This window comes from Ruegeria sp. YTSC003, assembly GCF_059609785.1.
Genome location: NZ_JBXWMK010000002.1, coordinates 404,878 through 426,099, shown reverse-complemented (window position 1 = coordinate 426,099; position 21,222 = coordinate 404,878). Strand labels below are relative to the sequence as shown.

Sequence of the window (21,222 nt, the reverse complement as noted above, 5' to 3'; positions counted from 1 at the left end):
TTCGACCTCTGCGCGTCGTTTTTTGCTCTTTAGGTGTCAGGCCTTGCGGGTCAACTCGGCCCGGATGTTCAAAGACACGGTATTGGCGACCAGATCGGGATAGCCAGAGGCGCCGAATTCATGGCGGTTCAACGCGCCCGACAGTCGAATGGACAAAGCGTTCAGGTCATCAGCCTCGGATCCGGGTTGACGGTACAGATTGGCTTGCAGGGTCACCGGGCGTGTGACCCCCCGCACCGTCAGGTCTCCGGTGATGGTTGCGCCTTCGGAAATGCGGCCTGTGGGGCCAAGCTGTATCCGAGTGGATTTGAACGTTATGGTCGGAAACTCCTGCGCGTTCAGAACGCTTTTGCTGAGCATCGGGCCGCGGGCAAAGGGCAGGCGGGTGCGCGCCGCAGCGACGTTCAGCACGACGGTGACACGGCTGTTTTGCAACTGATCCGTGTCGACCCGAATATCTGCCGATTGGATCGGCATCGTGCCTGACTGCGCAACCCCCGAAAGCATGAAGGAAAAACCGACGGACGTCCCGGCTCGAGACAATTCATATTGGACCAACGCAGCATGAGTTGGCCGTGCCAACGGAATGCTCGCCAGACCCGCAATCAGAAACCGCCGCGTCAATGATCTCATGCCATAACCTCTTGTCTGCGGGGGCGCGAGCGGCTGAGTAGAAACAGCAGAATTCCGATGTTCAGGCCGTTCCATAGAATGCCGTTCACGAAGGCCAGTTGGTAATTGCCGGTCACGTCGTAAATCCAGCCGGACATCCATCCCCCCAGCGCCATGCCCATGATCGTCATCATCATGACGAAGCCCACACGCGCGCCGGCCTCCTTAGGGGGCATGTATTCGCGCACGACAAGGGCATAGCCGGGAACGATGCCGCCTTGTGACAGGCCAAAAAGCAGGCTGATCAGGTAGAGTGAGACCATTCCGTCATAGGGAAGGAACAGAAACAACGCGAGGCATTGCAGGACCGAGCCGATCAGAACCGTCAGAACGCCGCCAAGTTGATCGGCGGCCATGCCTGATATTACTCGGCTGATCACACCTCCGAACAGCATCAGGGACAACATCTCGGCGCCGACTGTGGGTCCGTAACCCAGCCCGACGCAATAGGACACGATATGCACCTGAGGCATCGACATCGCGACACAGCACGAAATACCGGCCAGACCGAGGATGTATTGAAGTGCCCGGGGGGAAATACCAACGCTGCGCGCCTTGATTTGTGCGGCAGATGCTGCGGTGCTGTGCGCCTCGGCCGGGACCTGTCGACGCAACAGTAGGGACAGGGGGATAACGACCAGCAACGTTATGACAGCCAGCGTCAGGTAGACCTGTTGCCAGCCATCGCGTGTGAGTATGCCGGACAGCAAGGTCGGCCAGATGGCCCCGGACAGATAGTTTCCGCTTGCCACCAGACCCACGGCGATCCCGCGGCGTTTCATGAACCAGTGCGAGATGTCAGCGATCAATGGTCCAAAGCCGATGGATGCCCCGAGGCCCAATAGAAGATGTGCGACGGACAACATCACAATATTGGGCGCCAGTGTCGCCAGCAGATAGCTGGTGGCGCTGAGGATTGCGGCCCCGATCAGGGCCTTGGTCACGCCCAGCCGATCCACCAACTGCCCCATCCAAAAATTGCCAAGGGCGAATCCGATCATGGCCAATGTGTAAGGCATCGCGGCCTCGGCACGTCCGGCGTTGAATTGGGTTTCGATGGCGGGCATCACAACGATGACGGCCCACATTCCCACATTGGCCACGGTTGCGATGATCAAAGTGATCGCAAGTCGCAGCCAGGAGTATCGGCTATCGTGGATCGCGTGGCTCATCCTGAAACGCTAGGGCTCGGCCCTTGCTTTGGCCAGTCACAAACCCCGTGAGGGGGGCGTGATCACACGGGTGTGTCTTCTGTGGCGATCTGTTGCAGGTGCAAACCGGCTCGCGGTTTGGTCTGCGTGGCATGCCAGCTGACCGGGGGCAGGGCGCGGGCGCGGCGGCGGGTTAGGGTCCAGCGCCGGGCCTCTGCCTGATGGTTTGCGGCCATGTGCCAGCGCGTCTCTACCCCCTGTGCACCACCGTCACCAGGGGTCAGCAGCATCCCAAGCGGAGCCCGCCCCATCGCACCACCCTGTTCTGCGGCCAGATGCATGCGCCGCACTGGCGTCAGCCCCGGCGCGCCCGGCAGATCACCGACAACCAGAGGCATGGCCGCGCTGCGCAGCGCCTCTTCTACGCACCACAGCAGGTCTTCGGACCGGGTCGGGCGCACAAAGATGAACCGGGCGGGGTCGGCAAAGGCCATCATGCCATCGGGATTAAGCTGGCCGGGCTCCCATGCGGGCGCGATCCACAGCACCGGCCCCTGCATCTGCCCCGCCAGCCACATGGCAAAGCTGCGCCGGGCGGGGCCGCAAGCCTCGTGCACGCGGGCCAGTTGCAGTCTGATCTGCGGATGAAGATCTATCCCCGGCACCTCACGTGCGGGTTTGCGGCCAAGAAGATGTGTAGACATGCTGTCAGGTTAGCATGTTCTTGTTTTGTTCTCAATTGTGGAATTGCGACAACGGACGTCTTAACGCGACAAAAGCAGGCGGCCATTGGCGAACTGGATATTCGAGAACCGATGCAGGTAATCCATACCCAGCAAGGATTTGTCCAATTCCCCTTCGTTTACCCAGGCCGAGATATTCTGGTCCGTGATCGGCCCCAATGCCAGCGTGTCCAGGCGCACCGGCGCGGTACGCACAACGCCATTGGCCGTATTTGCCCGGCCGAAATAATTCAACTGATCGGGATCAATCCCAACACGTTCGGCATCCCGCGAGCTTAGAACAATCTGGCTTGCGCCAGTGTCCACCAGAAAGGTGATCGGTTCTCCGTTCACATCAATGGGCAGATAATAGTGTCCGTCGGAGGCGCGCGGAACCTCTATGGTCTGGCCGGTGACAGTCATTTGCGGGGCAGGGCCAACAGTGGTGCGGATGTCTTCCCACAGGCCGACAACGGCAATGACACCGATAAAGATAAAGACCCACGCCAAAGCCTGTTGCAGCGTTTTGTTCAAAGACTGGCGGTTTTGCGCGACAAACCACGCCACAACGGCCGTACCAAGCACGGCCAGATATACCAAACGTCCAATGTTGTCGCCGTCCATAGCGCTCCTCACCATATTCACTGAAAGATATATGGGGTTTTACGACGCAAATCCAAAGGCCTTGAGGCCGTCCAGGATGAATTGAACCGACAACGCCGCCAGCAGCATCCCCAACAGCCGCGTCAATACGTTCAGGCCGGTTTTGCCCAGCAAGCGCGCAATCAGGCCGCCGGACAGGAAGAAGGTCAAAACCACGGCCATGACGGCCAGCATGACGATACAGGCCTCGACAATGCCAAGAATACCCGGGTGCTGTCCGGCCAGCAGGATAATCGTCGCAATTGATCCGGGACCGGCGACCAGCGGAATGGCCAGCGGGAACACGGACGGGTCGTGGTGTTCCTCTTCTTCCTCGACTCGGTCTTCACGGCGTTTGGTGCGTCGTTCGAACAGCATGTCCAATGCTGTAAGGAACAACAACGCGCCCCCGGCGACCTTGAAGGCCTCCATCGAGATACCGACAAAACCCAGCACCGCTTCGCCAAAGGCGGCAAAGGCAATGAGTATGCCAGAGGCCACGGCACAGGTGCGATAGGCGGTCCGGCGACGGGCGCGGGCGTCCATGTCCTGAGTTAAAGCCACAAAAATCGGCGCGGTGCCAAAGGGGTCAATCACCACGAACAGAGTGGTGAAGGCAGTGATGAAAAAGGCGAGGTCGATCATTTGCCGGCACCTTGTTGGAGGTCTAACAGAACGGCCACAGCTTTTTCCGCCAGATTGCTTGGAACATAGACGTGGTCGTGGTGATACCCCGCGACCATGTTTGCCGGAATGTCACTTTGGGCAAGAGCATCGGACACAGCGGCAGTCAAGCCAACGCCTTCCAGTGAGGAATGAACCCGCAGGGTGATGCACTTCATACTGATGGCGCCAGCGGGTGCCGCGTCGATCGGCACGACGAGGGACAGGCCTTCGGCCTCCATGCAACTGGCCCGCGTTCCTTCGGGCCAGGCTTTGTCATGCGGCCAAACGACAAAGGCAAATTCCCCGTCCTGAAGTTCAGGGCGCATGCCTGCGATCATGGCAGTCGTTTCGATTACGGGTTTCGTCATGTCGCTTCGGCCTTTTCCAGGCGTTCGGCTGCGACGACCCAAAGCGCCTCGGCCTTTTGCATGGCTTCGACTACTTCGGCAAATTTCCGGTTCCACGTTGCAAGATCGTTTTTCCTGTCGTCCTCGTAAAGCGCAGGATCTGCCAGTTTGGTCGACAATTTATCGTGCATATCCGTTAGCTTCTCGATCCGGTCCTCGCATTTGCGAAGGTCCGCCCGCAGGTTCAGCACTGCCTCGCGCGAAGGGCGCTTGGGCTTGATCACCGGCGGTTTCTCTTTGGCCGGTTTGTCGCGTCCCAGCAGCATGGTGCGATAGGTCTCGAGATCTCCCTCGAAAGGTTTGACCGTTCCGTCCGAGACCAGCCACAGATGGTCCGCGACCAACGACAAAAGGTGCATATCGTGGCTGACCAGAACCACCGCACCGGAATAGGCGGTCAACGCTTCGACCAGCGCTTCACGGCTTTCGATATCCAGGTGGTTGGTCGGCTCGTCCAGGATCAACATATGCGGCGCGTCGATGGTGGCGATCAGCAGCGACAGGCGTGCCTTTTGGCCGCCCGATAGACGACCAACCTTGGTTTCAGCCTGATCCGCGTTCAACCCGAATCCCGCCAGACGCGACCGCCACTTGCCCGGAGCCTCGTTCGGGCGGAGGCGTCGCAGATGGTCCAGCGGCGTTTCATCCACGTAAAGCTCATCCACCTGATGCTGCGCAAAATAACCAATCCGCAGCTTGTTGCTGCGGGTCATCTTGCCCGCCATCAGGGGCAGGCGGTCGGACAGAAGCTTGGACAGAGTCGACTTGCCCTGACCGTTCTTGCCCAGCAATGCGATCCGGTCATCCTGATCAATACGCAGGTTCAGGCGGCGCAGCACCTCGGTTTCGCCATAGCCCGTCACGCCGCCCTCCAGATTGACAATCGGCGGAGACAGCTCTTCGGGTTCCGGAAAACTAAAGGCACGCAAAGCGGCCTCTTGCGGGGTCGCGACCAGTTGAATGCGCTCAATCATCTTCAGGCGCGACTGGGCCTGCACGGCTTTCGAAGCTTTGGCGCGAAAGCGGTCCACGAAGCTTTGCAGATGGGCGATCCGGGCCTTGGCTTTCACGTTCTCGGATTCCGCCTGTGCCAGTCGTTCCGCGCGGCGTTCGGCGAATTTGTCATAAGGAACCGCGTAATAGGTCAGCTTGCGGTCTTCCAAATGCAGGATCGACCCCACCGCGCGGTTCAGCAGCCCGCGGTCGTGGCTGATGATAATGACGGTATGCGGATATTTGGCCAAATAGCTCTCCAGCCACAACGCACCTTCGAGGTCCAGATAGTTCGTAGGCTCGTCCAGCAGCAGCAGATCGGGCTGTGAAAACAGTACCGCCGCCAACGCCACGCGCATCCGCCAGCCGCCCGAGAAGTCGGAGCAGGGGCGCAACTGGTCGTCATCATCAAACCCAAGACCTTTGAGGATCGAGGCCGCGCGCGCCTCGGCAGACCAGGCGTCGATATCTACCAGACGGGTCTGGATTTCAGCGATACGTGTGGGATCGGTCGCGGTGTCGGCCTCGTCCATCAGCGCGCTGCGCTCGGTATCGGCGGCCAGAACCGTGTTGATCAGCGACACATCCGAGGAGGGCACCTCTTGCGCCACTCCGCCAATCCGGGCGCGCTTCGGGACATTGATATTGCCTGACTCCAGCGCCAATTCGCCCCGGATCAGTCGGAACAGGGTTGTCTTCCCCGTACCGTTCCGTCCCACAAGACCAACCTTGTGCCCGTCGGGAATAGTCGCATTGGCCCCATCGAATAGGGGGCGGCCTTCAACCGCGTAGGTTATGTCTTGAATCCGTAGCATGACGCGCTCTTAGCAGAGCCTTGTTGCCGCCGCCAGCAGCTTGATATGTTCAATATCCAGGCAATGTGTTAGCGCTGATCCGGTTGGCATTACTCGACGGTTTTCATTATGCGCGCGGCTCAGACGCCTCCTTCTTTGGTCACTTTGATCTTCGCTACGGCGTTGTCGGTGCTGTCGTTGAACATGTTCCTGCCGTCGCTTGCGAGGATGGCCGAGGGCTTTCAGGTCGACTACGGACTGATTAACTTGTCAGTCGCCGGGTATCTGGCGGTGTCCGCCGTGTTGCAATTGATCATGGGGCCGTTGTCCGACCGATATGGTCGCAGACCGATCCTGTTGATTTGTATGGTATTTTTCACAGTGGCCTCCGTTGGCTGCGTATTGGCCGAGTCGATCTGGATATTCCTCGGTTTCCGTCTGCTTCAAGCAGCGGTGGTGGCCGGACCCGTGCTGTCCAGCGCCTCAATCCGGGATCTCTATGCCCCGAACGAGGCCGCCAGCAAACTGGGCTATGTTGCGATGGCAATGGCTTTGGCACCGATGCTTGGCCCAATGCTGGGCGGCGCACTGGATATGCTGTTCGGTTGGCGAGCCGGGTTCATTTTGTACTCGGTCCTGGGGGCGGGGATGCTGGTGCTCTTGTGGGCGGACATGGGTGAGACAAATGCGAACCGATCCGCAACATTCTCGGCTCAGTTAAAGGAATACCCACACCTGTTTCGCGCGCGTCGGTTCTGGGGTTACGCGCTGTGCGCGGCATTCTCGATCGGCGGGTTCTTCAGCTTTATCACCGGTGCGCCACTGGTCGCCGCGGTCTGGTTCGACCTGAGCCCTGCCATGCTGGGTCTGGGGATCGGAATTATTACCGGCGGCTTCATGGTGGGCAATTTCATCACCGGGCGTATCGCAGCACACACGAAGCTGACGACGATGATCCTGATCGGTCGGGTCGTTGCCTCTATTGGGCCTTTCTGCGGGTTGCTGTTGTTCACAGCAGGTCTGGGTTCAGTCTGGGTATTCTTCGGCTCGGCCATTTGCGTGGGCTTCGGTAACGGGCTGACGAATGCCAACGCCTCGGCCGGCGTAATGTCCGTGAGACCCAATCTGGCAGGCAGCGCCGCGGGGCTTTCCGGGGCACTAATCGTGGCGTTGGGCGCAGTTCTGACCTTGATGACCGGCGCGTTTGTTAGCCCCGAAAATGGGCCCTATTTGGTATTGGGCATGATGTTCGCCAGCAGCTTTGTCGGATTGCTTGCTGTGCTTTACGTTCGCCGGATCGACGCGTCAGAGCCCTTGCCGGACACAATCTGATCGCCAAGACCCACTGGCGCAATCATTCCACTTTTCATGAGGCACATACCGTGTTAGGCGGCGCGCGATGGATTTCGGCGCGTACCTCGCGCCATATAGTAAGGAGAGGCCGATATGGCACTGGAACGCACATTCTCGATCATCAAACCTGATGCAACCCGTCGCAACCTGACTGGCAAGATCAACGCCAAGTTCGAAGACGCTGGCCTGCGCATCGTTGCGCAAAAGCGCATCCACATGACCAAAGCTCAGGCTGGCAAGTTCTACGACGTGCATGCCGAGCGTCCGTTCTATGACGAACTGTGCGAATTCATGTCGTCGGAGCCAGTCGTTGTGCAGGTTCTGGAAGGCGAAGGCGCCATTGCAAAGAACCGCGAAGTCATGGGCGCAACCAACCCCGCAGACGCAGCACCCGGCACCATCCGCGCCGAGTTTGCTGAATCGGTTGGCGAAAACTCGGTCCACGGTTCGGACGCGCCTGAAACTGCTGCCGTTGAAATCGCGTACTTCTTCTCGGGCATCGAACTGGTCGGCTAATCCGCCGTCAGACGAAGTTCAGGGCCGTATCCCATTGGGGGTGCGGCCTTTTTCGTTTCAGACCTGTTTGAGATCTTTCGGTGCAACGCGTATGCCAATTGCATCCAGATCAGAAATCATCTGGGTTTCCGGGGCGGTACTAACGCTGGATTTTATTGCGTCGAACTTTACGCGTAGCGCCTTCTTTTCCTCACCCTTGCAGTCGTTCCAGGGGCGCCCCTGCAATCCCATCACCAGCACGTAGTATCCGATGAAATGCGGTCGGGTGCCCGCCTGCAATAGCCGCGCATAGGCCTCATCCGCCCCCAAATCGCGCAATTCCTGCGCAGACTGAATGCCTGCGCGTGCGCAGGATTGCTCAAAAGCCGGGCCGAGATTGCGGATCGATGAAACAGGATCAGACATACCCCCGTCTTAGCCAAATGCCCGGACAGAGTCATTCGGTTGTTCGAGCAAAATCAGATGTTTTGGTCATTGCTGTTGATCAACGGAGTTAGTCGTTGATCGGATCGCAGGAATATGAATTCATGATCACGTACTGGATCCTCGGTGAAAGGGACGCTCTTAATGGCTCGGGTCAAAAACTGTTTTGTTATCCCGGGCACATTCGATGAGGCGGGTTTTACTAAATCTTTGAAAGAACTGGCATTGCGGTTCGAGGCCGCTCAACCTGCTGGAAATTTTGATATTCTTGATTGCCATGACCAACCCCTCAGGGCATCTGCTAAGGTTTTGATCCAAACTGATGGGTCATTGTTTTTGTTGCGCTGCGGTAGAATTGAAACCCAGCGGTGTCAGGGTCACGGCAAGTTCGTGCAGGATTTGCCTGACGGACCCGTCAAAGCGGGCCTCGCTGGCTTTCCCAAGTTGCGCGCGTTGATGAGCGTCGGCGCGGGCAGGGTCGAATTCCGCTCGTTTGCCATTCTGGGTGACCTGCAAAAGACACAAGTGCGCGGCACGATGATGTTGATGTCCTCGGATCAGGGGCAGGTAACAGTTGTAACCGTTCAACACATGCGCGGATATGACCGGGCGTATAAGACTGTTTGTGAAAAGCTGGCTAAGTTGGAGGCTGGCAAAAGCAAGGCGAAGCCATTGTTCGACCGGTTGTTTCCCGACGCGACCAAATACAAGGCCAAGCCCGAAATCCGCGTTAGTAAACAAGAGCCATCAATTGAGGTCGCCACCGACATCATTCGCACCTATCTGGCGGTCGCGCGCCAGAATGAGGCGGGCGTGATTGATGATATCGATACTGAATTTCTGCATGACTACCGCGTTTCTCTGCGCCGCGTGCGATCTGTGATCGGCCTGTTCAAGGGTGTGTTTTCGCCCGAACAAACCGCTGCATTAAAGCGCGAGTTTTCCGGTTTGATGGAACCCACTGGTCGCGTACGGGATTTGGATGTCTATCTGTTGGAAAAAGACAGTTACTTCAATTTGATACCGCCGAACCTTCATGAAGGTGCCGTGGCCATGTTTGCGCAATTCGAAAAGGAACGCAGTCAGGCACTTGGACGTCTGTCCCGGCGCTTTCGGACGCAGAGCTATGACAATCAGATGAAAAAGTTGACCGAGCTTTTCGCTGATCCGACAAACCTGCAGCCTGGCCCAAATGCAGATCGGCCTGCCTATGAATACGCGCGTGCCCTGATCTGGAAGCGATATCGCAAAACCTGCAAACTGGCGCGCGGCATTACGCCAAACACGCCTGACGAAGCTGTGCATAATCTGCGGATCGACTGCAAAAAACTGCGTTATCTTATGGAGTTCTTTGCGCCTTTGTTCGACGCAAAGGCATTCAAAACGATCATCAAGCCATTGAAAAAGCTGCAGGATAATCTGGGCCTGTTCAATGATTTCTCAGTCCAACAAGAGGCGCTTCTGAATTTTGTGAAACTGCACACCAATATGCAAGGCCGCGCTGATGCGCAGTTGGCCTTGTCCGTGGGCGGGCTGATTTCTGTTCTGGATCAGCGCCAATTGGCGGAACGTGACCGTGTCATCGCAAGTTTCAAGCATTTCGACAGCCCGGACATCCGGCACCTTTTCCGCAGTTTGTTTCATCAAAAGGAGGGCTGAGGAGTGAAGATCATTGCCTGTTACAGCAACAAGGGCGGTGTGGGTAAAACCGCCACCTCGGTCAATCTGGCCCATGCTTACGCGGCAGCGGGGCACAGTGTTTTGCTATGCGACCTGGATCCGCAAGGAGCGTCTGGGTTTTATCTGCGCGTCAAACCATCCAAAAAGCTGACGGATGCAAGGTTCTTTGAGGATGTCGCGCGCTTTACTAAATCCATTCGCGCCAGTGACTTCGAGGGGCTGGACGTGCTGCCAGCAAACATGACCTTTCGGGATTTTGACGTCTTCCTGTCACGGATGCGGAACACGCGGTCGCGGCTGAAAAAAGCGCTGATCTCGGCGGGCAGCGATTATGAGGTGATCATTCTGGATTGCCCGCCCAACTTTTCGACCCTGTCGGAAAACATCTTCAAAGCGGCCGATCAGATCGTGGTTCCGGTTATCCCGACGACCCTGTCTGAACGGTCTTTCGATCAGTTGGTCGGGTTTTTTGATGCCAACAAGTTGTCGAAGAAAAAGCTGACGGCATTCTTCTCCATGGTGCAACAGCGCAAGACCCTGCACCTTGAGACTATGGATGCGATGCGAAAGCTCTATCGCAAACGGTTCCTGCACAGCTCAATCCCGTTTGCGGCGGATATCGAACGGATGGGGCAGAACCGTGCGCCAGTCAGTGAATTCGCCCCGCGCAGCGCCGCCAGCTTGGCATATCAAAAGCTGTACGACGAGATGGAAAACGGAGTGGTTTCAAAGCGATGAGCACCGAAATTGAACGCAAGTTTCTGGTGGCGGAACTGCCCGACCTGAGCGGCGCGGACAAGGCCGTCATCCGTCAAGGCTATCTGACTGCACCGGACGATTCCACGGAATTGCGCCTGCGGCAAAAGAATGACAGGTACTTTTTGACGCTCAAAGGAGCGGGCTCCTTGGTGCGGGTGGAACGCGAGGTCGAGATCACAGTCGAGCAATTCGAAACCTTCTGGCCGGAAACCGAAGCACGTCGGGTTGAGAAAGAGCGTTATACCGGAAAAATGCCGGATGGGCGCGTGTTTGAGCTGGACATCTTTCTGGGAAACCTCGCGCCGCTGCGGCTGGTCGAAGTGGAATTCGACACAGAGGCCGAGGCGCAGGCATACACGCCGCCCGACTGGTTCGGAACAGATGTGACGGCAGACAAACGTTATAAAAACAAGATGATGGCGATCAAAGGTGCGCCAATCTAGGGCTTGCGCGCCAGTTTGATCGTGGCCTCAAGTCCAGGGTCGCAGTTGCGCGCCTCGAAAGCGCCTTGATGCATGTGAGAAATCGCCGCGACCAGCGCCAGGCCCAGGCCTGAGTTGCGCTCGGTCCTTGCGGGATCGAGCGTCACAAACGGCACCTGCAAACGTGGCAAATCCTCTTCAGGGACACCAGGGCCCCGGTCACGCACGCTCAGGCAGGTGTAGGGACCGCTTTCTGACAGGGTGATCGTGATTGCCGTCTTTTCCGGGGCATAACGCATGGCATTTTCCAGAAGATTTGACAGCGCTTGAGACAGAAGCGGGCGGTGCCCCTGAACAGTGTGGGCGGTGCCGACGACCTCAAGCGAGATGCCCTGATCGGCGGCAACTGGTTCGTACAACTCGACGACGTCACCGATCAGTTGCTGCAAGTCCACGGGTTCGAACTGTTCCCGCCCGACACCGGCCTCGGCGCGAGAAATTTCGGTCAACTGCCCAAGAACGCGCAGCACGTGGTCGATTTCCGCTGTCGCGCGTGCCACGTCGACGTCGCGGTCCAGATCGCTTTTGGATGGGTCAGACAGTGACTCGACCCTTTGACGCAGGCGGGACAGCGGGGATCGCAGGTCATGGGCGATTGAATTCGAGGTTGTGCGCAGATTGCTGATCAGTTCCTCAATCCGGTCCAACATGCTGTTCAGGGTTCCGGCCACTTGATCCAGCTCGTCCCCGGTTCCGCGCAAAGGCATGCGGCGGGACAGATCACCTGACACGATGTTTTCCGCTGTTCCCGCAAACTCGGACAGGCGAGTGAACACCAGCCGCGTGAAAAGCCAGCCGGTCAAAAGGCTTAACGCCAGTGCAATTGCAAGCGCCAAGCCAACCGCGCGCAACAGCGCCCTGTCAAATTGCTGCCGTGCAAGGGCATCACGACCTACTAGCAGGCGTTCGCCGCCCGGCAAGCGGACCGAGGCGGCCGAGATCGGGACCAACTGGTCGTTATCGGCGCGGCGAAGTTCCAAATCAACCCAGCCACTGCCTGCTGTGACGTCCGCAGGCCAGTGCTTGAGGTTTCCGGCCAGCTTTACACCGAACCGGTCAGTCAAAAGATACAAAGCATCCCGTTCGGACGCAGTTGGAATCCTGCGTTCAATGGCTTGCAACAGCCCGAATAGGCCGCGCCGTTCATATTCATCGGCCAGACCGGTTAATTCGGCGGATACCACTGAACGGGTCTCGCCCTCGATACTGCGATTGGCGGTGAAGTATACAAGCCCCAGCACGATGGCCGTCAGCAATGTGCTGAGAACCATGCTGGCTAGAACGAGGCGGGTGCGAGAATTATTGAACGAAAGTCGCAGGTTATCCATCGGATATCATGTAACCCGCACCTCGAACCGTTTCAATCAACGGCGGCCTGTCGCCTTCATCCAACTGGCGGCGCAGTTTTGAGATATGGACGTCGACCACGTTGGTATTTGGGTCAAAATGGTAATCCCAGACACCTTCCAGCAGCATGGTGCGCGATACGACGCGGTTCTTGCGACGCAGGAAGAATTCAAGGATCTGGAACTCACGCGGGGTCAGGGAAATCTCTTGTCCATCGCGGGTGACTTTGCGTGTCAGTAAGTCCATTTCCAGGTCGCGGCAGGTCAGCGTCGCGGTTTCCTCAGATTCCTGCGGGCGCCGCAATAGGGCTTCGATCCGCGCGTGGAGTTCCTGAAACGAAAACGGTTTGACCAGGTAGTCATCTGCACCCGACCGCAACCCCTTAACCCTTTCGTCAACCGCGCTCATTGCGGTCAGCATCAGGGTAGGGGTCTTGACCCCAGCCGCCCTTAAGGATCGGATCAGCGAAAGGCCATCAAGACCGGGAAGCATCCGGTCCAGCACGATGGCATCAAACCCACCGTCGGTGGCGTGGTACAGACCCTCGCGGCCATCTGCGGCCTGCTCGACCACATAGCCTTCTTCGCCAAAGCCCTTGGCGATGAACTCACGAGTGTCCTCGTCATCTTCGACGATCAGCAGGCGGCGGCTCATGTTTCGGGTTCCTTTCTATCGGGATTTAAACACAAATTTCCTGAAAAGCACATGATTTGCGTAAATTACGTGCCGGGTGCGTTGCAGCGCACCCGGCAGTCCCGGCGGAATGCGGACAATTCAATCCGCCGAGGAGGCGCACGCCAGAAATCCCCATCAAATGGCGCACGCGGACTTCGGGTCAGGCGATTTCCACCGCCACGAAGATCTGGTTTCCGCCCCGGTTGATCAGCACCAGCGCGGGGTCAGTCTTTTCGCTGTCCAGCGCAGCCTTCAGCGCGTCGGGTGAGGCGGTTTCCTGACCGCCCAGTTTTACGATCACGTCGCCGCGTTGCAGACCAGCCTTGGCAGCAGGGCTGTCGGGCTTCAGATCAGTCACAACGACACCATCGACATTCTCAGCTACGCCCATTTGTGCGCGGTTGCTGTCGGTCAGCGGTGCGACGGTCACGCCCAACGCGGTGCCCGAGATACCTTCGTCCACCGATTTGTCGATCTCGGCCGAGGCGCTTTGATGCTGTCCGATTGTCAACTCGATCTGTTGCTCTTTTCCATCACGCAGAACGGTCATGACACTGTCGGTACCGACTTTGGTCGTGCCGACAAGGATCGGCAGGTCGCTGCTGGAATCGACGGCTTCATCGTTGAAGGTCAGGATAACGTCACCTTGCTCCAACACGCCCTCTGCGGGGCTGCCCGCGACGACATCTGACACAAGTGCGCCGGTCGAGGCATCGATCCCCATAGCCGCCGCGATCTCTGGGCTGACATTCTGGATTGAAACACCCAGCCAGCCACGGCTGACCTGACCATCATCGCGCAGATCCGCGGCGATATGTTCAACGATGTTCGAGGTCACGGCAAAGCCCAGACCAACCGACCCGCCGGTGGGCGAGTAGATGGCCGAGTTCACGCCAATCACTTCGCCTTCCATGTTGAACAGTGGACCGCCCGAGTTGCCCTTGTTGATGGCCGCATCGGTCTGAATGAATTCAGCGTAGGGCCCGGCCGAGATATTGCGGCCTTTGGCTGAAACGATGCCCGTGGTCACGGTCGAATGCAGGCCAAACGGGTTGCCGATGGCCACGACGTCCTCACCCACGCGGATAACGTCACTGTCCCCGATCTCAACGGCTTGCAGCGCTTCGCCGGCGTCGATCTTCAGGACGGCGATATCGGTCAGCGGGTCGGTGCCCACGATTTCGGCTTTGAAACTACGGTCGTCGCTCAGACGGACGGTCACGGTCGAGGCATTGTCGACAACATGGTGGTTGGTGATGATGTACCCGGCTTCGTCGAGTACAAACCCCGATCCCAAGCCTTGCGATGGTCCACGCTGCGGTGCCTGAAAGCCCTCAGGCGCTCCGAAGCGTTTGAAGAATTCACCAAAGGGGTGGTCTTCTAAATCAAAATTCTGTCCCTGTCCCGGTGCTTGCACGGGCACAATGTCCTGTTCGGCGATGATGGTCACCACCGAGGGGGACACGCTTTCAACCAGATCAGCCAGGGCTTCGTCTGCCAGCGAGGGCAGGGCGGTCGTGGCCAGCAGCGCGGCGCCAAGCGCGGATGCGCCAACGAGGCCTGTTGCACGTGGCAAAAGCAGCGAGGATTTACGGATGCTCATTTTTGTCTCCTGTTTATTTCACGCGATTGCAGCCGCGCGTTAACCGAGGAGATGAGGCATCAACCTGTGAGTTTCCTGTGCTGAGGATTAAGAAATCTTAATTTCGCCACAAACAGGTCGTCGTATGCCGACGTTCCGCCGAGATAATAGCGAATCGCTTGTCACGAATCGGCCATTGTTGCCAATTTGAAAGTCAAACCCTGATTTAACCTGAATTGATTCAGTTTTGGTAACAAAGGATCGCTGGAAGGCCTTGGCGAAAATTCGCTCATCTCTTGGTTGTGGTGTGTTTCTGCAGCCTGGTCAAATCAAGTGCATATGCGCCCTATAACTTTTATATATAACTAATAAAGAATATGCATAACGTCAGGTTTGGACTAAAATGGGCAGTTCATTGATCTTCTATAGGTAGATTTCGCCTCGGCGGGATGTTGCGCAAAAACCATTCCGAGACGCCAAAAATTAACCGTTCTTTCCAATTTTACATTGTTTGGAAGCACCGTTTGGGTGACGATGATCTTGCCCAAGCGAAGGGGGAGCCGACGGCACTAGGGGGTGCCAACGGCTTGTCACAGTCACTGGAAACGCTAAGCGGCATGTTAACGAGGGGGTCTTGTTTAGGTTCAGCGGCGGAATAGCCAGGGTGCCATAGGCATTTTTGGCAGCGTTTTCAGGATTGGTGAAAAGTGGTAGTCCTGTTTTGGGCAAGCGGCCTGGTCGGTATCGACCGGGCCGTTTCTATTTTGGCAGGCCGGTTATGTGGCCTTCCCGGCCCGCCAGCGTGCCCAATCCTCGGGAGTGTCCAGATCCAACAGGGCGTTTTGACCGGGTAGTGGTTGAAGATGCACTGCATTCTTATGCGCCTGCACAACGGACTGAGCACCCTCATCGCCTGTAAGTTGCCTGAGCTCTCTGAACAGCGGACGGGCAAACACAACCGGATGGCCGGGCTTTCCTGTGGCTGTCGCCCCACGCCAGATCAAGCAATTTGGATATCCTTGGACAGACTCTGCGACTTGCTTCAGGTCACCAACTGTGATTTCCGGCAAATCTGCCAGTAAAACCATGACAGCCCCGGCATCGGCGGGCACATGCGCAAGAGCACCGCGCAAACTGGCGTTCATGCCCTCATCAGCGTCGGGTATTTCAACTGCAACAACATCCATACCTTTCAAGGCGTCCTGGCGAGGATTCGGAGCAGGCGGAAGCGCAACGATCACCGGGCCTACCTGCAACGCTGTTTGTGCAGATCGCCGTAGCAGGGGCATGCCATCGACGCTTTGCATCAGCTTGTCCGTGCCAGCCATGCGGCGGGATTGTCCGGCGGCCAGAAGGATAATGGGAATGTCTGTCATACCTTCACATAGCCGCCGTAGCCGTCTTTTGTCATCCCCGCATACGTTCACCGTCCGCGTCGAACAGTGGGGTTGAGATCACACGCGCCTTGCGCATCTGGCCCAGTATCTCAATCTCGACCTCCAAGCCGTCACGTATGCGATCCGAGGGCAGGAAACCTATTGCGATGGATTTGCCGGCATAATGGGAATACCCGCCCGAGGTGCAGAATCCGACGACCGCACCATCCAGCCAGATCGGCTCATACGCATTCACGTCAGCGTCGTCTGCATCCACTTCGAACGAGACCAGCTTGCGCGCGGTCCCCTCGGAGCGTTCAAGCTCGGCTTTGGCGCGACCGATAAAGTCGGTGTTCTTCGTGAAGGCAATAAAGCGATCCAGCCCGGTTTCCGCGGCAGAGTAGTCGGGTGAGAACTCGCTCATCCAAGACCCAAAGAACTTGTCCAACCGCAGGCTCATCATCGCGCGCATGCCAAAGGGCACCATGCCGTGGGGCTGGCCAGCCTGCCAAAGGGTCCACCACAATTGCCGTTGGGCCATCGGATCACAGTAGATTTCGTACCCCAGATCGCCCGTGTAGCTGACCCTTTGAACGGTGCAATCGGTCATACCGATGGTCATGCGGCGAACATCAAGGAACCTGAGGTCCGAGATGTCCGTACGGGTACAGGCAGCCAAAACCGTTGCCGCCGTTGGTCCAGCGATCTGAAAGCCGTTCAGACAATCGCTGATGTTTTCAATTGTAACGCCGTCATCCTGATGCTGCAGGAACCACCGCATATGGAAGGCCTGGCTGCCATATGACGCCGTTAGTTGGAATTCGGTTTCGGCCAAACAGGAAACGGTGAAATCCCCGATCAGCTTGCTCTTGTGCGACAGCATCGGTGTCAGCGAAAGCCGCCCCGGCTTTGGGATGCGCCCCGCCATGACCCTGTCCAGCCAGTCGCGCGCACCCGGGCCGGTGATGCGATACTTGCCGAAATTATGGACTTCGTTGATGCCGACACCATTGCGCACAGCGCGCACCTCGCGCCCGGTCGCCTCGAATGCATCCGAGCGGCGGAATGAGGGCGTTTCGTAGCCCGGTTCGTCACCCTGCGCAAAATAGTTCGCAACCTCCAGCCCGTATTGCTGACCCCAAACCGCGCCCAGATCGCTGAAGATATCGTACATCGGGGTGGTCCGGTTCGGACGCGCGGCCGGCAGTTCTTCGTTGGGGTAGGCGACGCTAAAGCGTTTCTGATAGTTCTCGATCACCTTCGGGCGCGTATAGCCAGGCCCGACCCAGTCGCCGAAGCGGGCGACATCCATGGCGAACACATCGCGCTCAGGCTCTCCTTCGATCATCCATTGCGCCAACGTCAGGCCAACACCGCCGCCCTGACTGAACCCGGCCATCACGCCACAGGCGGACCAATAGTTGCGCATGCCCGGCACCGGCCCGACGAGTGGGTTGCCATCAGGCGCAAAGGTAAACGGTCCATGGATCACCGATTTGACGCCAGCCTCGGCCAGAACGGGGAAGCGTTTGTAGGCAAATTCGATACTGTCGGTGATCTTGTCATAATCGTCGGGCAGCAGTTCGTGGCCGAACTGCCACGGTGTGCCATCGACAGCCCAGGGTTTGCAGGGCTGTTCATAGAACCCAATACACAACCCGCGCCCTTCCTGCCGCAGATAGCTTTCGCCAGCAGGGTCCATTACATGCGGATGCTCGCCGCCAGCGTCGATGATCGCCTCGATCTGAGGGATCGAGTCTGTCACCAGATACTGGTGTTCCATCGGGTGTAGGGGGAAATAGACGCCCGCCATCGCGCCAACCTCGCGCGCCCAAAGGCCACCGGCATTGACGATGTGTTCGGCATGGATCGTACCCTTGTCGGTGACCACATCCCATGTTCCATCGGTGCGCTGGATGGTTTCGCGCACCATGCAGTGCGTTTCGATCGTAGCGCCTCGCATCCGGGCCGCTTTGGCGTAGGCATGGGTGGTCCCCGACGGATCAAGATGACCGTCCAGCGGATCATAAAGCGCGCCGATGATCCCGTCGGTGTTGGTGATAGGAGCCATCTTTTTGATCTCCTCCGGACCAACGATTTCCGTCTCCAACCCCATGAACCGATGCTTGGCGCGTTCCGCCAGCAACATGTCGAACCGATCCTGATTATCTGCCAGCGTCACTCCGCCCACATGATGCAGACCGCAGGACATGCCGGTAATCTCTTCCAGCTCTTTATACAGCCGGATCGTATATCCCTGGAGCGCCGCCATGTTGGTGTCGCCGTTCAGGGTGTGAAACCCGCCCGCCGCGTGCCAGGTCGACCCGCTGGTCAGCTCGGAGCGTTCCAACAGCATCACGTCAGTCCACCCCAGCTTGGTCAGGTGATAGAGTACGGAACATCCAACGACTCCGCCGCCGATGACTGCAACTTGGGTTGTGAGTTTCATGCACGTCTCCTGATGGCTATGCCGTCAGTCTCAATAGGAAAGCTGCCTTTGCAATAGCTTCAGCGACAGAAAGTGTCGCGGAAGGCGATCCGGGTTCGGCGCCTGCTGGCTAACCCAAACAGGAAGGATACGGTGGTTGTCTAAAAGAAAACCGGCGCTCGGATTAGAACGCCGGTGGAATCTTGCAGTTTTTTGGGTTGTCCTCAGAGAGGGCGAACTTTCAGTTCGGTGATCCGGTTGCCTTGACGTTTTGTCACCTCAAAGCGAAAGCCGTGAAAAGAAAAGACCTGACCGACGGTTGGGATCATCTGCGCTTCGTGAATGACCAGACCGGCAATGGTATTTGCCTCATCGTCGGGCAGGGACCAATCCATCGCGCGGTTGGCGTCGCGGATCGTGGTGGCTCCTTCGACCAGAAACTGCCCATCTTCGGTTCGGGTTACAGAAACGTCTTCGTCTATGTCGAACTCATCCGCGATCTCGCCCACGATTTCCTCGAGGATATCCTCAAGCGTGATAAGCCCGCGCAGCGAACCGTATTCATCCACCACCAGCGCAAAGTGGCTGTGCATCCGCAGGAATTCGCGCATCTGATCGTCCAGAGTGGTGGTTTCCGGAACAAAATAGGGGTCGTTCGCGACCTTGAGGATGTCGAACTCTTTCAGGCGGTTATCGGCGTTCTCACTGCCGCCGGCATGGGCGTACATTGCGCGGAACAGGTCCTTGGCGTGTACGACTCCCACGATGTTTTCCTGTTCATCCCGAAACACCGGCAGGCGGGTGTGGCTGCTTTTCAGACATTGCTGAAGGATGGCCTCGGGCGAAGCGTCTGCATCGATCATCTCAATATTCGAGCGGTGCAGCATGATCTCTTCAACTGTACGATCGCCCAAATCCAGCGCGCCAAGGATACGGTCGCGGTCTTCCTTTTCGACCACGCCTTCGGAATGACCAAGCTGCAATGCCCCGGCGATTTCCTCGCGCACGGCCAGAATATTGCTGTCCGGGTCGATCTGGACGCCAAACAGGCGCAGAACACCACGTACCAGCAGGCGCACGGCTGCAACGATGGGTGAAAACACCGTCACGACGACGCCGATGATCGGTGCCACGGCAGCGGCGGCCTTTTCCGGATTGGTAATCGCGTAGGTCTTGGGCAGAACCTCGGCAAAGATCAGGACTAGAAGGGTCATCACCAGCGTTGCCAGCGCAACGCCGCTTTCACCGAACAGCCGTGTGAAAAGCGCAGTCGCAAGCGATGCGGCAAGGATGTTGACAAGGTTGTTGCCCAACAGGACCGATCCGATCAGTCGTTCGTTATCGTCAGTGATGTCCAGGGCCTTCTGCGCACCGCGCGACCCTTTGTCGGCCTGCGCACGCAGTTTTCCGCGCGACGAGGCGGTCAATGCCGTTTCAGAACCCGAGAAAAAGCCCGATAGGACAAGCAAAAGTAGAATGGCGCCTGTGGTAAACCAGAATGCGCCGTCGATCAGAGAAGCAGAAGAGGGTTCCATCGGTCCTTAGTTGTTCGTGATACTGCATCCGTTATGGGGGTGCGCATGCTGTGGATCAAGGGGTTAGCCGTCGTCATCGCCGTCTTTCGCCAGCGGGTGATGTTGCAACACAAGCTCTGACAGGCGTTCGTCCAGGACATGGGTATAGATTTCCGTGGTCGCCACGTCGGCATGGCCCAGCAGGGTCTGGATCGACCTCAAATCGGCGCCATTCGCCAGAAGATGCGTGGCAAAGGCATGGCGCAGGGTGTGTGGCGTCACTTTTTCCGGCGAAACGCCGCCTTCTACGGCCAGTTCCTTGACCAGCAGGAAAAACCTGTGCCGGGTCAGATAGCCGGATTTACCGCGAGACGGAAACAGGAACTTGGAACGCTGAGCACCTTCTGCAACCTGCTTGTCCTCGGCCTCGTCCCTGATAAGCAACCACGCCGCCAACGCATCGCGCGCCGGAGGCGACAGTGGCACCATCCGTTCCTTGCCACCTTTGCCCAGCACAAGCAGCATCCGGGGGTCACCTCGGGCCGAGGAGACTGGCAGCGAAACCAATTCGGTCACCCGCATTCCCGTGGCGTAAAGAACCTCCATCAGGCAGGTGTTGCGCACCCGGTCTGCATCGTTGCGACCGGTGCGGCGCGCGGCCTCAAGCAAACGATCGACTTCAGCGACATCCAGCGTTTTGGGCAGGCGTTTTTGTCGACCGGGGCCTTTGATCTGAATGGCGGGGTTAGCTTCAAGCCAACCTTCTTCGAAGGCGAACCGGAACAGTTGCTTGATCGCGGACAACCGACGTGCGCGCGTGGAACGGGACAGGCCCTGTGCGTCGCAATCAATCAGGTATTGCTCAATCTGTTCTCTCTGTGTGTCAGGAAAACCCGTTTTTCGACGTTCCAACCAGGCCGAGAATTCTTTCAGATCGCGGCCATAGGCTAGCAGCGTATTGGTCGCTGCGCCCAATTCAGCGGCCTGAGCTTGTAAAAAGGTGGAAATCCACAAGTCCTGCGTCGCTGGGGCTACCACGA

Annotated in this window: 20 protein-coding genes; 5 read left to right on the top strand and 15 right to left on the bottom strand. The window is 57.8% G+C overall.

What is annotated here, in order from left to right:
• Nucleotides 1-36: 36 nt before the first annotated feature.
• The 7 genes from AC2FFH_RS05855 to AC2FFH_RS05825 form a co-directional block, all read right to left on the bottom strand.
• Nucleotides 37-633 (bottom strand): YceI family protein, encoded by a 597-nt coding sequence (locus AC2FFH_RS05855; protein ID WP_496843959.1) that lies wholly within the window; start codon nt 631-633, stop codon nt 37-39.
• Nucleotides 630-1,844: an MFS transporter gene (locus AC2FFH_RS05850; protein WP_496843958.1), complete on the bottom strand. Its 1,215-nt coding sequence runs from the start codon at nt 1,842-1,844 to the stop codon at nt 630-632. Before AC2FFH_RS05850 ends, AC2FFH_RS05855 begins: the two co-directional genes overlap by 4 nt.
• Before the next feature lie 62 nt (nt 1,845-1,906).
• Nucleotides 1,907-2,527, bottom strand: coding sequence for an ImuA family protein (locus AC2FFH_RS05845; protein WP_496720082.1), 621 nt, complete (start codon nt 2,525-2,527; stop codon nt 1,907-1,909).
• Nucleotides 2,528-2,587: 60 nt separating this feature from the next.
• On the bottom strand, nt 2,588-3,169 hold the full coding sequence (locus AC2FFH_RS05840) for a retropepsin-like aspartic protease family protein (RefSeq protein WP_058273802.1): 582 nt from the start codon (nt 3,167-3,169) through the stop codon (nt 2,588-2,590).
• A gap of 39 nt (nt 3,170-3,208) precedes the next feature.
• Nucleotides 3,209-3,832: a MarC family protein gene (locus AC2FFH_RS05835; RefSeq protein WP_058273801.1), complete on the bottom strand. Its 624-nt coding sequence runs from the start codon at nt 3,830-3,832 to the stop codon at nt 3,209-3,211.
• Nucleotides 3,829-4,221, bottom strand: coding sequence for an ACT domain-containing protein (locus tag AC2FFH_RS05830; protein WP_496766617.1), 393 nt, complete (start codon nt 4,219-4,221; stop codon nt 3,829-3,831). The genes AC2FFH_RS05835 and AC2FFH_RS05830 overlap by 4 nt, the downstream gene beginning before the upstream one ends.
• Nucleotides 4,218-6,068, bottom strand: a complete 1,851-nt coding sequence (locus AC2FFH_RS05825; RefSeq protein ID WP_496766615.1) for an ABC-F family ATP-binding cassette domain-containing protein — start codon at nt 6,066-6,068, stop codon at nt 4,218-4,220. The genes AC2FFH_RS05830 and AC2FFH_RS05825 overlap by 4 nt, the downstream gene beginning before the upstream one ends.
• Before the next feature lie 108 nt (nt 6,069-6,176).
• On the opposite strand from AC2FFH_RS05825, the gene AC2FFH_RS05820 reads away from it, so the two are divergent.
• Nucleotides 6,177-7,379 (top strand): multidrug effflux MFS transporter, encoded by a 1,203-nt coding sequence (locus AC2FFH_RS05820; RefSeq protein ID WP_496766611.1) that lies wholly within the window; start codon nt 6,177-6,179, stop codon nt 7,377-7,379.
• A 114-nt stretch (nt 7,380-7,493) separates the two neighbouring features.
• On the top strand, nt 7,494-7,916 hold the full coding sequence (ndk, locus tag AC2FFH_RS05815) for a nucleoside-diphosphate kinase (protein ID WP_496722426.1): 423 nt from the start codon (nt 7,494-7,496) through the stop codon (nt 7,914-7,916).
• Between the two features lie 57 nt (nt 7,917-7,973).
• Here ndk and AC2FFH_RS05810 read toward each other — a convergent pair whose 3' ends face one another.
• A complete protein-coding gene (locus tag AC2FFH_RS05810) occupies nt 7,974-8,321 on the bottom strand; it encodes a TfoX/Sxy family protein (RefSeq protein ID WP_496843956.1) in 348 nt (115 codons plus the stop codon).
• Between the two features lie 408 nt (nt 8,322-8,729).
• Between AC2FFH_RS05810 and AC2FFH_RS05805 the strand changes: the two genes are divergently transcribed.
• Genes AC2FFH_RS05805 through AC2FFH_RS05795 form a run of 3 tightly spaced genes read left to right on the top strand, consistent with a single transcriptional unit; the run spans nt 8,730 to nt 11,221 of the window.
• A complete protein-coding gene (locus tag AC2FFH_RS05805; RefSeq protein ID WP_496843955.1) occupies nt 8,730-9,998 on the top strand; it encodes a CHAD domain-containing protein in 1,269 nt (422 codons plus the stop codon).
• A gap of 3 nt (nt 9,999-10,001) precedes the next feature.
• Entirely contained in the window at nt 10,002-10,757 is a 756-nt protein-coding gene (locus AC2FFH_RS05800) for a ParA family protein (RefSeq protein WP_496843954.1), read from the top strand.
• Nucleotides 10,754-11,221, top strand: coding sequence for a CYTH domain-containing protein (locus tag AC2FFH_RS05795; RefSeq protein ID WP_496843953.1), 468 nt, complete (start codon nt 10,754-10,756; stop codon nt 11,219-11,221). The genes AC2FFH_RS05800 and AC2FFH_RS05795 overlap by 4 nt, the downstream gene beginning before the upstream one ends.
• On the opposite strand, the gene AC2FFH_RS05790 is transcribed toward AC2FFH_RS05795, so the two are convergent.
• The 7 genes from AC2FFH_RS05790 to AC2FFH_RS05760 all read right to left on the bottom strand — a co-directional run bounded on the left by AC2FFH_RS05790 (nt 11,218) and on the right by AC2FFH_RS05760 (nt 21,220).
• Nucleotides 11,218-12,531: a sensor histidine kinase gene (locus tag AC2FFH_RS05790; RefSeq protein ID WP_496766597.1), complete on the bottom strand. Its 1,314-nt coding sequence runs from the start codon at nt 12,529-12,531 to the stop codon at nt 11,218-11,220. The genes AC2FFH_RS05795 and AC2FFH_RS05790 overlap by 4 nt on opposite strands.
• Before the next feature lie 49 nt (nt 12,532-12,580).
• Nucleotides 12,581-13,261 (bottom strand): response regulator transcription factor, encoded by a 681-nt coding sequence (locus AC2FFH_RS05785; protein WP_058273791.1) that lies wholly within the window; start codon nt 13,259-13,261, stop codon nt 12,581-12,583.
• A 181-nt stretch (nt 13,262-13,442) separates the two neighbouring features.
• A complete protein-coding gene (locus AC2FFH_RS05780) occupies nt 13,443-14,885 on the bottom strand; it encodes a Do family serine endopeptidase (protein ID WP_496843952.1) in 1,443 nt (480 codons plus the stop codon).
• 755 nt (nt 14,886-15,640) lie between these two features.
• Nucleotides 15,641-16,240 (bottom strand): nucleotidyltransferase family protein, encoded by a 600-nt coding sequence (locus AC2FFH_RS05775; RefSeq protein WP_496766593.1) that lies wholly within the window; start codon nt 16,238-16,240, stop codon nt 15,641-15,643.
• Between the two features lie 31 nt (nt 16,241-16,271).
• A complete protein-coding gene (locus AC2FFH_RS05770) occupies nt 16,272-18,689 on the bottom strand; it encodes a GcvT family protein (protein ID WP_496766589.1) in 2,418 nt (805 codons plus the stop codon).
• 203 nt (nt 18,690-18,892) lie between these two features.
• Nucleotides 18,893-20,203 (bottom strand): HlyC/CorC family transporter, encoded by a 1,311-nt coding sequence (locus AC2FFH_RS05765; protein ID WP_496843951.1) that lies wholly within the window; start codon nt 20,201-20,203, stop codon nt 18,893-18,895.
• Nucleotides 20,204-20,266: 63 nt separating this feature from the next.
• The gene (locus AC2FFH_RS05760) at nt 20,267-21,220 is read right to left on the bottom strand and encodes a site-specific tyrosine recombinase XerD (protein WP_496766586.1); all 954 of its coding nucleotides are present in this window, start codon (nt 21,218-21,220) and stop codon (nt 20,267-20,269) included.
• Nucleotides 21,221-21,222 lie beyond the last annotated feature (2 nt).